The sequence below is a fragment of the Vibrio sp. R-1 genome, from assembly GCF_035615595.1.
GTDB classification, from domain to species: Bacteria; Pseudomonadota; Gammaproteobacteria; order Enterobacterales; family Vibrionaceae; genus Vibrio; species Vibrio cholerae.
This window is the reverse complement of record NZ_WPDC01000020.1, coordinates 1-14,365: the sequence shown is the minus strand read 5'-3', so window position 1 is coordinate 14,365 and position 14,365 is coordinate 1. Positions and strand designations below refer to the sequence as shown.

At 48.9% G+C, this 14,365-nt stretch carries 12 protein-coding genes; 9 read left to right on the top strand and 3 right to left on the bottom strand.

Annotation, left to right across the window (positions count from 1 at the left end):
* Positions 1–33: 33 nt before the first annotated feature.
* The 4 genes from GOU96_RS06670 (at position 34) to GOU96_RS06655 (ending at position 5,078) form a co-directional block, all read left to right on the top strand.
* Entirely contained in the window at positions 34–801 is a 768-nt protein-coding gene (locus GOU96_RS06670) for a TatD family hydrolase (protein WP_033928967.1), read from the top strand.
* A gap of 762 nt (positions 802–1,563) precedes the next feature.
* Positions 1,564–1,884 (top strand): thiosulfate sulfurtransferase GlpE, encoded by a 321-nt coding sequence (gene glpE, locus GOU96_RS06665; RefSeq protein WP_000349529.1) that lies wholly within the window; start codon positions 1,564–1,566, stop codon positions 1,882–1,884.
* Between the two features lie 6 nt (positions 1,885–1,890).
* Positions 1,891–2,724 (top strand): rhomboid family intramembrane serine protease GlpG, encoded by an 834-nt coding sequence (gene glpG, locus GOU96_RS06660; protein ID WP_267781635.1) that lies wholly within the window; start codon positions 1,891–1,893, stop codon positions 2,722–2,724.
* A gap of 374 nt (positions 2,725–3,098) precedes the next feature.
* A complete protein-coding gene (locus tag GOU96_RS06655; RefSeq protein ID WP_258503124.1) occupies positions 3,099–5,078 on the top strand; it encodes a methyl-accepting chemotaxis protein in 1,980 nt (659 codons plus the stop codon).
* A gap of 118 nt (positions 5,079–5,196) precedes the next feature.
* Here GOU96_RS06655 and GOU96_RS06650 read toward each other — a convergent pair whose 3' ends face one another.
* On the bottom strand, positions 5,197–5,607 hold the full coding sequence (locus GOU96_RS06650; RefSeq protein WP_000920145.1) for a flagellar basal body-associated protein FliL: 411 nt from the start codon (positions 5,605–5,607) through the stop codon (positions 5,197–5,199).
* Positions 5,608–5,810: 203 nt separating this feature from the next.
* On the opposite strand from GOU96_RS06650, the gene GOU96_RS06645 reads away from it, so the two are divergent.
* Positions 5,811–6,350, top strand: a complete 540-nt coding sequence (locus tag GOU96_RS06645) for a chorismate lyase (RefSeq protein ID WP_001072876.1) — start codon at positions 5,811–5,813, stop codon at positions 6,348–6,350.
* Positions 6,351–7,205, top strand: coding sequence for a 4-hydroxybenzoate octaprenyltransferase (ubiA, locus tag GOU96_RS06640; RefSeq protein WP_076008321.1), 855 nt, complete (start codon positions 6,351–6,353; stop codon positions 7,203–7,205).
* Positions 7,206–7,280: 75 nt separating this feature from the next.
* Here ubiA and plsB read toward each other — a convergent pair whose 3' ends face one another.
* Positions 7,281–9,707, bottom strand: coding sequence for a glycerol-3-phosphate 1-O-acyltransferase PlsB (gene plsB / locus GOU96_RS06635; protein ID WP_114762556.1), 2,427 nt, complete (start codon positions 9,705–9,707; stop codon positions 7,281–7,283).
* Positions 9,708–10,026: 319 nt separating this feature from the next.
* On the opposite strand from plsB, the gene lexA reads away from it, so the two are divergent.
* The 3 genes from lexA (at position 10,027) to dinF (ending at position 12,988) form a co-directional block, all read left to right on the top strand.
* Complete coding sequence (gene lexA / locus GOU96_RS06630; protein WP_069647603.1) at positions 10,027–10,656, top strand: transcriptional repressor LexA; 630 nt, start codon at positions 10,027–10,029, stop codon at positions 10,654–10,656.
* A gap of 84 nt (positions 10,657–10,740) precedes the next feature.
* Complete coding sequence (locus GOU96_RS06625; protein WP_001216392.1) at positions 10,741–11,553, top strand: class I SAM-dependent methyltransferase; 813 nt, start codon at positions 10,741–10,743, stop codon at positions 11,551–11,553.
* 79 nt (positions 11,554–11,632) lie between these two features.
* Positions 11,633–12,988, top strand: a complete 1,356-nt coding sequence (dinF, locus tag GOU96_RS06620; RefSeq protein ID WP_267781631.1) for an MATE family efflux transporter DinF — start codon at positions 11,633–11,635, stop codon at positions 12,986–12,988.
* A gap of 105 nt (positions 12,989–13,093) precedes the next feature.
* On the opposite strand, the gene GOU96_RS06615 is transcribed toward dinF, so the two are convergent.
* A complete protein-coding gene (locus tag GOU96_RS06615) occupies positions 13,094–14,095 on the bottom strand; it encodes a cytochrome-c peroxidase (protein ID WP_002162628.1) in 1,002 nt (333 codons plus the stop codon).
* Positions 14,096–14,365 lie beyond the last annotated feature (270 nt).

Below are 14,365 nucleotides of genomic sequence, written 5' to 3'. Positions count from 1 at the left end.
ACTCGCCACAAAACCGAATGTTGAGATGATGCGATGATTGATACCCATGCCCACGTTTATGCCAGTGAATTTGACCATGACCGCGATGAGGTGATCGCTCGCGCTAGACAAGTCGGTATTGAAAAAATCTTGATGCCTAATATTGACCTCAATTCCATTGCGCCCATGTTGGCAACAGAAAAAGCCTACCCAGATCTTTGCCATTCGATGATGGGACTCCACCCTTGCTATGTGGATGCCAATGTAAAACAGACTTTAGCGACCATTTATGAGTGGTTTTCTCGCCACACTTTTATTGCCGTAGGCGAAATCGGTATCGACCTATATTGGGATAAGACTTTTAAAGCCGAACAAGAAATGGCGTTTTTAACCCAACTCAACTGGGCAAAAGAGCTGGATTTGCCCGTGGTCATTCACACCCGAGATTCGCTCAACGAGACATTAGCATTACTCAAGCAAGCGCAAGATGGTCGCTTACGCGGTGTTTTTCACTGCTTTGGCGGCAGTGTCGACGAGGCAAAAGCGATCAATGATCTTGGTTTTCATCTCGGCATTGGCGGAGTCAGTACTTTTAAAAATAGCGGCATGGATCAAGTGATCCCGCAACTCGATCTCAACTACGTAATTTTAGAAACGGACTGTCCCTATTTAGCCCCCGTCCCCCACCGTGGAAAACGCAATGAACCTATGTTCACCCATCTCATCAGTGAGAAAGTTGCACAGCTTCGTTCACTCCCTCTCGGCGAGGTTATCAAAATTACCAACAACAACTCTAAGGTATTGTTTAGAATAGATAAATGACAATTTTATTAATTTAATTTCATAGCATTTTATTGAACCAAGATCACTTTCATTTCCTATGCAGCAAATGTAATATTCGTAACAATTTTTCATGGTTAACTTATATATTATGCTCAATTGTACTCACACGAATCATTTGCAACGTAAACGGCGCACACTGTGGCAAAAGCTGATTGGTATTAAAGAAGTCTACATCTGCAGAGAGTGCGGACATATCATCAAGATCAAATAGTGGCTGCTTTGCTGCGAGAGCATAGTGGCCTTATTAACCTCTCTTTTGCACTAAGCTCATCGTCACTCAAGCTTCGATAAGTGAGCGAATGACTTGCCCGTGCAGGTCATTCTTGGTTTGTGCCTTTCCCCCTTCCTGTGACTTCACACGAAATAGACTCCACTCAAACGTTCAATCGCGCTGCAGTGATCCGATTTTAGATCGCACTCGGGATCTCGTTGCGCAAATCGACCTGTGGATAACTCTGTGACAAATTTCTTTATTCACTGTCATCAAACCGCCTATTTCAAGGCTTTATTACAATTCATCGATTGGGGATACTTTCAAAATTACCCACAGCAAAATCAGGATCATCGCTACATATTGTGGATCGAAAATCACAAAACCACTTTATCAACGCAATTCACAGGATTACCCACAGGTGCTGTCATTTTAATCACAAGTGGATAACCCTACTCTTGTCCAGTACTTGTCTAAACTTGAATAGGTTACACTTAGTCCGATTCGGCATGCCAAATGAGAGCAAACCTATGGACCATTTTTTACACATCGACGTTAATGCAGCACAAGCCATGATGGAGCAGAAACAGGCTCATTTAGTCGATATTCGCGACCCACAATCTTTTCAACTCGCTCATGCTAAAAACGCTTACCACCTGACGAACCAATCCATGGTTCAATTCATGGAACAAGCTGAGTTTGATCAGCCGGTTTTAGTCATGTGTTATCACGGGGTAAGTAGCCAAGGCGCAGCCCAATATCTGGTTAACCAAGGATTTGAAGAGGTGTATAGTGTCGATGGCGGCTTTGAAGCCTGGCATCGTGCCAATCTCCCCATCGAAGCGAGTTAAGGACTAATGCATTTACTGACCACTTTTAACAATCCGCGTGCGGCACAAGCTTTTATCGATTACATGGCCGCCCACCACATTGAAATTCAGATGATGCCGGATGCAGGTGGTCAGTTCACTCTTTGGATAATCCAAGATCAACACATCGAAACCGCACAAGCTGAACTCGCGCTGTTTTTAGAGAACCCTTATGCGGAAAAATACCAAGCCGCCTCATGGGAAGTCGCTGATCAAAAGCGCCCCCAATTTCATTACGCATCGCCCAATTTACTCAGTCTGATTAAAGCCAAAGCTGGAGTGTTTACGCTGTTTATTATGGCGCTGTGCATCATCATCTTTACTCTGCAAACGTTTGGTGCGGGAGATGCGGTGTTTAATGCATTACATTTTCCCGCTCTTGCTAGCCAGCAATGGCAAATTTGGCGCTGGGTCAGTCATGCTTTACTGCACTTTTCCGTCATGCATATTGCCTTTAACTTACTCTGGTGGTGGCAATTTGGGGGCGATCTTGAACAGCGCCTTGGCAGTGTCAGACTGATTAAGCTGTTTGTGGTGTCCGCGATTATCTCTGGTGCCGGTCAATACTGGGTTGAAGGCGTGAATTTTGGAGGCCTATCCGGTGTTGTCTATTCTTTGGCTGGGTACCTGTGGATTCTTGGTCAGCGCGCCCCCCAACTGGGTTTATCCATTCCAAGATCCTTGATGGGCTTTATGCTGATCTGGTTAGTGTTAGGTTATGTGCAGCCGTTTATGGCGATTGCCAATACCGCTCATTTAGCTGGCTTAATCAGCGGTGTCGTACTGGCATGGTTCGACAGCCAACGCGACCAACAAGCTTAAGCATTTCCTCTTTTCTTGCGCCGCTTCTCTTTGAGTCGTGATCAAGGTCAGCACGTATGCTGATCGTAAAACGGCTCACCGACTTGTACTAATCACCAAACCTCTGCTATGAGTTAGTATCGAATGTGCAACATAATGCTTGTCAGTTCTGTGCTGTCCTGACTGCGTTGTGCCTTAGTGTTGCCATAAGATCACGCGATCAATGATCGCATGCCCTAACAACTTGCTGCGACGGCAGAGGGCCAGTGAGACCATCGTTACAAGCATAGATAAACTCTGTGACTGGACGAAACGAACACGGCCTCCAGCGTGACCGCTTCAAGTAGAAAAGGGAAATAAAAACATCAGTTGGTCCCATCCAAGGAGAGCAGGTTATGGGTTTATTGGCACGTCTTTTCTCTACAGCACCACATCATCCGACGCAGCCAGCGGAGGTTAAGCCAGACCCGCTGATGCAATCTCCGGTAACAACCGAGACGACGGCATTACAGCAAGAACCACAGGTTGCGCCTTATCAAACTGACCTTGCGCTCACCACGCCAGAATCAGACCTCACACCCCAAGTCAATCAAGCTTTTGTTCAGGTGATTCGTGAGCATCTGGCACTGTTAGAATGTGAGCCCAACGGCACGATTTGCTATGCCAATGATGCGTTTGCTCATCTCTGTCGGGTATCGGCTGAGGCTATGGTCGGAGCGGATTTTGCGAACTTATGGCGCACTCATCAGCAGCCATCTGTGCAGCGCTTGCTGCAGGATGCCAAAAAAGGACACCCTGTTTCTGCCGAATTACAGCTCAGCCGCTCGCAAGAGGCAATCTGGATAAAAGCGGATCTGTATCCCATCAAGGCGATAAACGGTCAATTACAAAACGTGGTGGTACTGTTGCAAGATATCACTGCGGCCAAGCTGGAAAAAATTGACCGTAGTGGTCAAATGAATGCGGTCAATCTCACCCAAGCCGTGATTGAATTTACGCTCGATGGTACCATTCTGACTGCAAATCAGAATTTTCTGCAAACGGTGGGCTATCAGTTGGATGAGATCCAAGGGCGGCACCACAGCATGTTTGTCGATGAGCAGTATAAACAGAGTCAAGAGTACCAACATTTCTGGCAACGTTTGCGCTCCGGCGAATTTTTTGTCGACGAATACAAACGTTTCGGCAAAGGGGGGAAAGAGATCTGGATCCAAGCCAGCTATAACCCGATTATGGACAGCGAGGGTAAACCGTATAAGGTTGTCAAATATGCCACCAACGTGACTCAGCGTAAGATGGTGGTCAATGAAGTCAAACGCGTCATGACGGCGCTCTCCAGCGGCGATCTCAGTGCACAACTCACGCATCCTTTTGAAGGTGAATTTGCTGAGCTCGGTGAGGTGATCAGTCAATTCATTGTCACATTGCGTCAAATCATTACTGACATCAACAGCGTCGCCGCGACCATCAAGCTAGCAGCGACGGAGATTTCCAATGGCAATACCGACCTCTCTAGCCGAACCGAGCAACAAGCCTCCAATCTTGAGCAAACGGCCTCCAGCATGGAAGAGCTAAACAGCACGGTGCGACAAAACTCGGATAACGCCATGCAGGCGAACATCCTTGCGGGTAAAGCCACGGAAATCGCCGCCAGCGGTGGAGAACTGATTGAGCAAGTGGTAGTGACTATGGCCTCGATTAACGAATCCGCGCAAAAGATCGCCGATATTATAGGTGTGATCGATGGTATTGCTTTCCAAACCAATATTCTGGCACTCAATGCCGCGGTAGAGGCCGCTAGAGCCGGTGAACAAGGCCGCGGATTTTCCGTTGTCGCCTCCGAAGTACGCTCACTCGCACAGCGCTCAGCCAATGCAGCGAAAGATATTAAGGCGCTCATCTCAGATTCAGTGAGTAAAATCAGCAATGGGAATGAATTGGTGGATCGCTCCGGCAGCACCATGAAAGACATAGTCGTGTCGATCAAACGAGTCCATGATTTGATGGCCGATATCGCCTCTGCGTCAGCCGAGCAGGCAACGGGGATCAATGAAGTGAACCAAGCGGTCAATCAGATGGATGAGATGACCCAGCAAAATGCCGCACTCGTCGAAGAGGCAGCCGCGGCTTCAGAAAGCCTATTAGCACAGGCCGAGCAGCTCTATGACCATGTCGCTATGTTCAGATTGCCAGATCAGGACACGAGCGCCCCATCACCGCTGAAAGCGGTCAATAAGCGCCCGCAATCCGCACCTGTGACTCGACATCCGGCCAGCCACATCGCTAAAACGCCAGCAAAAATCACGGCCAAAGCCAGCTCGAGAGCACAACCCGTTATGCAGGTCGCGCACGATGAAGAATGGGAGAGTTTTTGAGCCTGAGTTGGGTGAAACCATGATGCAGCAGACATCGATACTCTGAGAGTAAAAAAGCGGCAACCGCCGCTTTTTGTTTACTGACTCGTCGCTGAGCGATGCACCCAACACAAGCCGATTATTGGTAGATGTATTTCGTAAACAGCAGATCCGCGATCACAGTACGCCCTACCTCTGGCAACAGGATGTTGTTGAGGCGATTGACAAGCGACTTACGCAAATCCTCACGGCCTGCTAAGGATTTGATGGTGTCTTCGGTTTGCTTACCGAGCAGCTCAACCACGGCATCACGAATCAAAGGTTGATGCTGCTCCACAACGGGGAGATCTGCAGCATTGGCGACCATAATATCGATCCGTACTTGGATATAACCCAATTTGTTACCTTTGGTAAAAAAATTGGTGGTGAGATCAGGTTCTAAAGTGAAATAAGCCAACTGAGGTACAGCAGATTTCTCTTCCGCATGGCTATGAAAAGGAACAATGAAGCTCAAAGCGAGCATTATTTGGACGACGTAACGTTTTAGCATATTTCTGTCTGCTCTTTATTCTGTTCGCAATACTCGAACCGCCGGAGTCTTGTTACAATAGAGCATCCATTTGGTAAATAAAATGCTTTCCGCGTTCGAACTCTTTGGTTTGGAATCAAAATCTGAGCTTTATTGTATACCCAAACTCGGTGGTATTGCAGGTAGCTAGGGTAATCGGGTAAAGCGTCAAATTGAATAATAGTATGAATCAATTAACTTCGCTCTATTTAGCCGCACTGAATCGCGTCACTTGGCAACAGCCTGATGACATTGAATTTCCAGCCCCTTTAGCTCAGCAATGGCTACTCGAACAAGGCTCTCTTTCGCGCCGAATGGCGACGCAGTGTGAGCATCTGACCGTAGACTTATTAAGTAACCAAATCATGCCGGCGGACACCCTGAGCTATGATGAGACTCAGTTGCTCGCCTCTGAAGAGTATCTTCTGCGCCAAGTGATTATTTATGGCGACCAACAACCTTGGGTATTTGGCCATACCTTGATCCCGCGCTCATCCATGCACAATCAGCCGTTTGATTTCACCCAACAAGGGAAAATTCCACTAGGTCTCACCGTATTTAGTGCGGATAATGTTAAGCGAGATGCACTGCAAGTTGGCTGGGTAGAGACAGAACTCGGACGACTATTAGCCCGTCGCTCTCGCTTATGGATGAACAACAAACCCATGTTAGTGACGGAGCTGTTTCTCGCCACATCCCCGATTTACTCTAAGGAGAGAGTGTAAATGACCGCTGTTAAAGCGCGCGCTTACTGGCAACTGATGCGCATGGATCGCCCGATTGGCTCCCTACTCTTACTTTGGCCTACTCTGTGGGCGCTGCTTTTAGCCGCTCAAGGCTTGCCGGATCTTCGCGTCTTAGTCGTGTTTGTGTTAGGGGTTTTTTTAATGCGCTCAGCTGGGTGTGTGATCAACGATTACGCCGACCGCCATGTCGATGGCCATGTGAAGCGCACGAGCCAACGTCCATTGCCCGCAGGGTTAGTTTCGGCCAAAGAAGCCTTACTGTTATTTGTTCTTCTTGCTGTCAGCTCGTTCTTACTCGTGTTGACTATGAATACCCTAACTATCCAGCTCTCTTTTATCGGCATTCTGTTAGCCTTTATTTACCCGTTTATGAAGCGCTTCACTCACCTGCCTCAACTGGTGCTTGGCCTCGCGTTCAGTTGGTCGATTCCTATGGCTTGGGCTGCTCAAGCAGATACGCTGCCTCCACAAGTCTGGGTACTGTTTTTGATTAATGCGTTATGGACAATTGCTTACGACACCCAATACGCTATGGTAGACCGAGATGATGATGTGAAAATTGGCATCAAATCGACTGCGATCTTATTCGGGCGTTGGGATAAACGCATCATTGGCCTACTGCAATTGGCCACTTTGAGTTTACTGGTCGCTCTAGGCCAAGGTTTAGCGCTTGGCACCAGTTACTACTGGGGTCTACTGATCGCAGCGGGGCTGTTTGCTTACCAACAACATTTGATCCGTTATCGCGAACGTATGCCTTGTTTTCAGGCGTTTTTAAATAACAACTATGTAGGAATGGCCATCACCGCAGGCATTCTGCTCAGCGTTTGGTAATCCCAGCTTAAGGTAAAAGAAAAGGCATCCGCAGGATGCCTTTTTCATTCGGTTCGATTGGCTAGAACACAATCGCTACGCGTCAACCTGACACAAGCTTTCTTGAATCGTCATGCGCACTTCTGGGTAGATCAGTGCATAAAGCTGGCGAGAGAGCGGCTTCGCCGTTTCTAATACGCAGCGGCCTTGATCATCGAGATATCCCTGCTCTTGCAACGTCACGAACAGCGAAGCAAATACCCCTTTGTCAAAGAACTCAGGCGCATTAATGCCATGCAAACGACCAAGACGCTGCGCCACTTCCTGACTCTTCTCTTCCAGCTCTGCTTTACCCAAATGCGGGCAGCTCACCAGCAGGTTCAGCGCAATCGCATAACGCTGCAGCGTTTCGGAGATAATGCGCCCCAGCAGCATCAGCACTTGAGTTTGCGCTTGATTCAGGGTGACGGTTTTCCCTTCCACCGTGACCAAACCTTGGCGGGCTAGCTCTGCCACATAACGCAGTACCAGATCGTTGAGTTCTTCTGGCTCAAAACGCAAAAACAGCTCTTGTTTCAGGAAAGGATAGATTTGTGCAACGGTCGCTTGCACCTTTTCCAGCGATACGCTTTGCTGACGAATCAACAACTGAGCGATCAGCGATGGCAGAGCCAACAGGTGGATAATGTTGTTGCGATAATAAGTCATCAGGATCGATTGGTTGCGATCCAGCGAAATAATGTCGCCCATGGTGTCGGTTTCCACCACAAACTTATCCAACGACTCCGCATGTTCAACCAGCTTTTCTGCACTCTCACTCGGCAGCGTCGAAGTGGCTGAATACGGCACATTGCGCAGCAGTGATAAGTAACAATCCACCTGCTTAATCAGGTTGTCACGCGCCAAGGCACGCTGACGCGAAGCCAGCAGCGCCGTCGCACACAAGGTCATCGCATTCACCGCAGCCGCATCGTTGATGTGCGTCATCATACGGGTCGCGAGTTTATTCACCGTTGGCGTCATCCATTGCGGCTTGCTCTCGCCCATCGGGTCAATATCTTGCGTCCATTGCGGTACGGTTTCATTCAAAAACTGGTTGAGTGGGATCGGCTCACCGAAGTTCACGTAACCTTGACCAAAATTGCGCAGCTTACGCAGCGTGCGCAGCACTAAACCCGCATTCTCTTTCTCTTTACGTTTGCCGCGTAACTCTTTGGCGTAAGTACCCACTTCCATCACATGCTCATAGCCGATGTAGACTGGGACTAAAGTCACTGGACGATTCAAACCACGCAACATAGCTTGAATGGTCATCGCCAACATGCCAGTTTTCGCTGGCAGCAAGCGACCGGTACGCGAGCGGCCACCTTCGCTGAAGTATTCCACCGAATAGCCTTTCGCAAACAGCTCAGCAAGATATTCACGGAAAATCGTTGAATAAAGTGGCGCGCCTTTAAAGCTGCGACGAATGAAGAACGCGCCGCCGCGGCGGAAAATCGGCCCAGCAGGGAAAAAGTTCAAGTTAATCCCAGCAGCAATATGCGGCGGCACCATGCCTTCATGATAAAGCACATAAGAAAGCAGTAAGTAATCCATATGGCTACGATGACAAGGCACGTAGACAATTTCATGGCCATCTTGCGCCAAGCGACGCACGGTGGCCGCGTTATTGATGTTTAACCCTTGATAGATGCGGTTCCACAACCAACCTAAAATGCGATCGCCTTTTTTCACCAGCGAATAGGAAAAATCCGCCGCGATTTCATCTAGGATGTCGTGCGCTTCTTTGCGCGCTTTTTCGAGTGGGATCTGTTTGGATTTCGCTTCGTCCGCAATCGCTTTTTCAATCGCAGGAGAGTTCATCAAGCGGGCAAACAGTTGTGCTCGCTGCGGCAAATTGGGGCCTGACGCCGCCAGTTTTTGCCGTGAGAAGTGAATGCGTGCTACACGAGCCAATTTGTGCGCGATCGAGGCATCGGTGCCGTGGGTATCCGCCATGTAACGCATCGAAACGACAGGGCTAAAACGCACCAAGCAGTCACGGCCAGAAGCCAAAACGGCCAGCGCTTTCTCCGGACCATTCAACGCTTGCAAATAAGGTCTTTCTTGCCCTTCTTTGCCCGGTTTACGTCCCCATAATACCGTTGCTGGGATCACCTGCACATCCAACTCACTGTCGAGCTTATGTTCGGTCAGCAGCTCAGAAAACAGCGCAATAGAGTCACTCGGCACATGCTGATCGCTACTCAGCAGCGTTGGGCGCGAAGCAATAAACACATAGCGCTGGAAAGCTTTGCCATTCAGCATCAAAGGCTCTAAAGGGTCAGGCAGCCCAGCTTCTTTGGCATGTGTTTGCAACGTCAGCAGGTCGACGTTGGAGCGAAACGGTAAGGCGTAAATCACCGGTTTATGAGTATCGATATCCAGATCTTGGATCGGATTAGACGGAATCGCCGTCCCTTTCACCAGCACCGACATCGGCAACTTCAGTAGTGAACGGGATAATAGGTGTCCTGAAGACATAGAGTTCAAAGCCTCAAGATTCTTGAAATAAGCGCGACAGTACGTCTGCTTTCACGGCCAACGTGAGAGCTCACCATCGTGCGGTATCGTTTTTTGCGCGCCAAGAATACCAGAAACTGGTCAAACCTTTTAATTTAATTGCTTACATGCGCAGCATTTCCGAGTGAAATGGGTGGCTGCCACACCGTCCTTGAAGCCATTACGGAGAACGCAATCCAGTGGCTAACTTCACAATCACACAAAAAACAAGCAATTGGCTTTGCAATTCTCATTGCACTGGATATACTCACAGTCAACTGTATAAAAAGACAGGTGACTCATGAAGCCGTTAACCCCTCGCCAACAAGAAGTGTTTGATCTGATCAAAAGCAAGATCGATGAAACCGGAATGCCCCCAACCCGCGCCGAAATTGCTAAAGAGCTGGGTTTTCGTTCGGCCAATGCGGCTGAAGAACACCTCAAAGCGCTGGCTCGTAAACAAGTGATTGAAATGGTGCCCGGAGCCTCACGCGGGATCCGCATCCTCATCGATAACGCCGCGAACGAAGAAGAAGCCGAAATAGGCTTGCCTTTGATTGGCCGCGTTGCCGCGGGTGAACCGATTCTTGCTCAAGAGCATGTGGAAGCACACTACCAAGTAGACCCAAGCATGTTCCGCCCACAAGCCGATTTTCTGCTGCGTGTACATGGCGAAAGTATGAAGAACATCGGTATCCTCGATGGTGACTTACTTGCTGTGCACAAAACGCAAGATGTACGCAACGGCCAAGTCGTGGTGGCGCGCGTAGAAGATGACGTCACTGTGAAACGTCTGGAGCGCAAAGGTTCCAAAGTTTTCCTGCATGCGGAGAATGAAGAGTTTGCGCCAATCGAAGTCGATTTAGCCGCGCAATCGCTCACCATTGAAGGCATTGCAGTCGGCGTCATTCGCAACAGCACTTGGATGTAAGATTTGTTGAGATAAATTCTCAACAACTTGCCTTCTTATTTGAGATTCATTATCATCTTCCTATCCCAGCATAGGAAGATGAGCATGCGTCACTCAGATTCACCCACCTCAGACCCATACCAAGTTCCTGCGAATTTGGTTCAGCCACTTTGGCTGCGCAGCCGAGAAAGCTTGGTCGATAATGGCTTGGTGTATGATCCGATTGCCGCCAATGCTTGTCGTCGTTGCGCTTTAGCCCAAGACTGCCTGACGGGCGATATCGCTCAAAAGCAGTTACTCCACGTCACTTTGACTCAACTTTGTGACCAACAAGTTCGCCACTTTCTTGATACTCATCCTGATGGCTGGATCATTAATGTCGGCGCAGGCCTCGACACCCGCTTTTATCGGGTTGATAACGGCCGCTGCCACTGGATTGAGTGGGATATTACTGAAAACCTGTTATGGCGTGAGAAGCTATTTCACCGCAGTGAGCGTTATCAACTGGTGTGTGGTGATGTGATGCAACCACAAGGACTTGCCGAACTGCCGATCCCTGAATTCGCTCCTGTGCTGTTGGTCTGTGAACATGCCTTGCTCGATTGCGATGCTCAGCAAGTGGCGCGTTTCGTGCGCTCTATCGGATTGCATTTTGCCAAAGCCAGCGCCTGCCTTGTGGTGGCGGGAGATAAAACCTCCAGCTATCTAGGCCAAAAACTGGGCTGTGAAGCTTATGCCCACGGGTTTACCTGCGCAGGTGATGCCATCATCAATTGCTTGCCGTGGGCGAAATCAGTACGCACTTTCTCACCACTGGATCGCCATTGTGATCGCTGGAAATTTTGGCAACGCGCGATTGCACGCTCCGGCATTTACAAAACACGCTTAACCCCTGTTGTTGTTAACCTGGATTGGTAACTCGCCATCTCGGTCATGTCATAGCCCAACTATCCCCACTCAGTTACACTAACCGCAAGTCGTTACTGAGGTTTTCTGTGTGTCACTGATTTTGCAAACGTTGAAACAACCGAACGTGCATCGCCAAGTGCTGGCGATCGCGCTGCCTATGGTGCTGTCTAACATTACCGTTCCACTGCTCGGCTTAGTCGATGCCGCGGTGATCGGTCATCTCGAACACGCTTGGTATTTAGGCGGCGTGGCACTCGGCAGCACTATGATTAGCGTGACATTCTGGCTGCTCGGTTTTTTACGCATGTCGACCACAGGCTTAACCGCCCAAGCGCACGGTGCGCAAAATTCACAGCAGCTTGCTCGAGTTTTACTGCAAGGCAGCGTCATTGCACTGGGTTTAGCCGCACTGTTTTTGCTGTTTCATCGCCCTATCGCCGAACTGATTTTTCACTTCAGCGATGCCAGCAGCGAAGTCAAAACCTACGCTGAAACGTATTTCTACCTTCGTGCTTGGAGTGCTCCAGCCGCACTCCTTAACTTTGTGCTATTGGGCTGGTTACTCGGTACGCAAAATGCCCGCGCCCCGATGTGGATGGTGATCATTACTAACCTGACCAATATTGTGCTCGATCTACTGTTGGTACTCGGGCTTGGGCTGAAAGTCGAAGGAGCCGCCATTGCGTCGGTTATCGCCGATTATGCTGGTCTCTTGTTTGGCCTCCTGTGCGTGGTGCGTTACTGGCGGCAGCATCAGCTCCCAGCCCCTTTCTCTTTTATCCCCTCTCTAAGCAAAGAGCTTTCCCGTTTAGTGGCGCTCAATCGTGACATCTTCCTCCGCTCACTCTGTCTGCAAGCCGTATTTAGCTTTATGACCTTTCAAGGCGCAGCGTTGGGAGATGACATCGTCGCTGCTAATGCGGTGCTGATGAGCTTTTTGATGATGATTTCCTATGGCATGGATGGATTTGCCTATGCGATGGAAGCCATGGTCGGTAAAGCAATAGGTGCCAGGGATGATCGCCAACTGCGTACTGCCATGATTAGCAGTACCTTTTGGGCTACCATGATCTGTTTGCTGTTAAGCCTGATCTTCTTAGGTTTTGGATCGGATCTGATCCAGATGATCACTAACATTCCGAGCGTTCAAGCAACGGCGGAACATTATCTACCTTGGCTGGTCGCCATGCCATTAATCGCCGTGTGGTGTTTTCTATTGGATGGTGTGTTTATCGGCGCGACCAAAGGCAAAGAGATGCGAAATAGCATGGCTATTTCGGCCGTCGCCTTCTTTGCCATTTACGGGTTCATGACCCACTACGGTAATCACGCCCTGTGGCTAGCCATGCTCAGCTTTATGGCACTGCGTGGTTTTACCTTAGGGGCTACCTTTTATACTCAATGGCGCGCGGGGACTTTTTTACCAGCTCGCTTTTCCATTTAAACCACCTCCGATCGTTTAAGTAGCAGCCGTTTAGATATCGCCATCCCGAAACATAGTAAAGCCCGCTGGCAGGTGAAACACCGAGCCAGCAGGCGCTTACCTCAACTAATCAAAAGGCTGAGGCTTAGGTGTATTGTCGTTGGATGGCGGTAAAATGGGTAAAGCAAAGCTTGGTTGCTCTCCTGTTAAGGTATGCAAGAAAGCCACTATCTTACCGTTTTCATCATCGGTAAATTTACGCCCTAGCTGTAAACGCCCCATGATATCCACTGCGTCTTTAAGCGTGGCCGCTTCTCCGTCATGGAAGTAGGGATACGTTAACGCCACATTGCGCAGTGTCGGGACTTTAAATTTAAAGCGATCGGCGTCAGCGCCGGTTACCGCACTGAGTCCTTCGACTTTATTGTTGGTTTGATACGGTTCAATCAAACCCATTTTTTGGAACGAATTACCACCTAACGCACTACCGTTATGACAAGCCACGCAGCCCGAGTTTTTAAACAACTCATAGCCTGCCAGCTCTTGAGCCGTTATCGCGCTATCATCCCCCATTAACCATTGGTCAAAACGTGAGTATGGGGTCACTAAGGTCTTTTCAAACTCCGCAATCGCTTCGGTCACTTGATCGATATCGAGGGTTGGCTTACCAAACACTAGACGAAACTCACTCACGTAAGCTGGGATTGATTGCAACACATCAATGGCTAACGTATGCGTAAAAGCCATTTCACCCGGATTGGCAATCGGCCCACCCGCCTGCTCTTTCAGATCGGCCGCTCGACCATCCCAAAATTGGGCGATATTCAAACTGGAATTGAGCACAGTCGGTGAGTTGATTGGACCTTGTTGCCAGTTATGACCGATGGACGTTTTTAAGTTATCACTGCCGCCCATGCTCAAGTTATGGCATGAGTTACACGAGATAAACCCTGATTTGGATAAGCGCGGATCAAAGTACAGTTTTTTACCCAACTCGGCTTTTCCAATGTGGATTTCCTGCGCAGGTAAAATGGGGGAAACAGGTTCGCTTCTTGGCGATGCCGCCAAAGCATACCCAGCGAAGGAGAGGGATATCGCTAAGCTCAGCGAGGTAAGAACGACTTTCATAATGGCTTCCTTGTTTTATGTTATTGGTTTTATTGTGGCTTTACGTTGCTGACATGTGTTACGGCTCCTGATGTGCAACTGAATCTATGCTCTAAGCGTTTACGAATCGCTTTAAATTAGAGCCTGCTTATATGAATAGTAGAAATTCGCCGCGGTGCGAACACTAACCAAGATAGATTTGCTTTAAATCAAAGATGGCGATGACAACATCATCAAAAAGCGAAGTCGGTCAAACTTTGTGCTGATCCAAAAACAAAGGGCACCGATAAG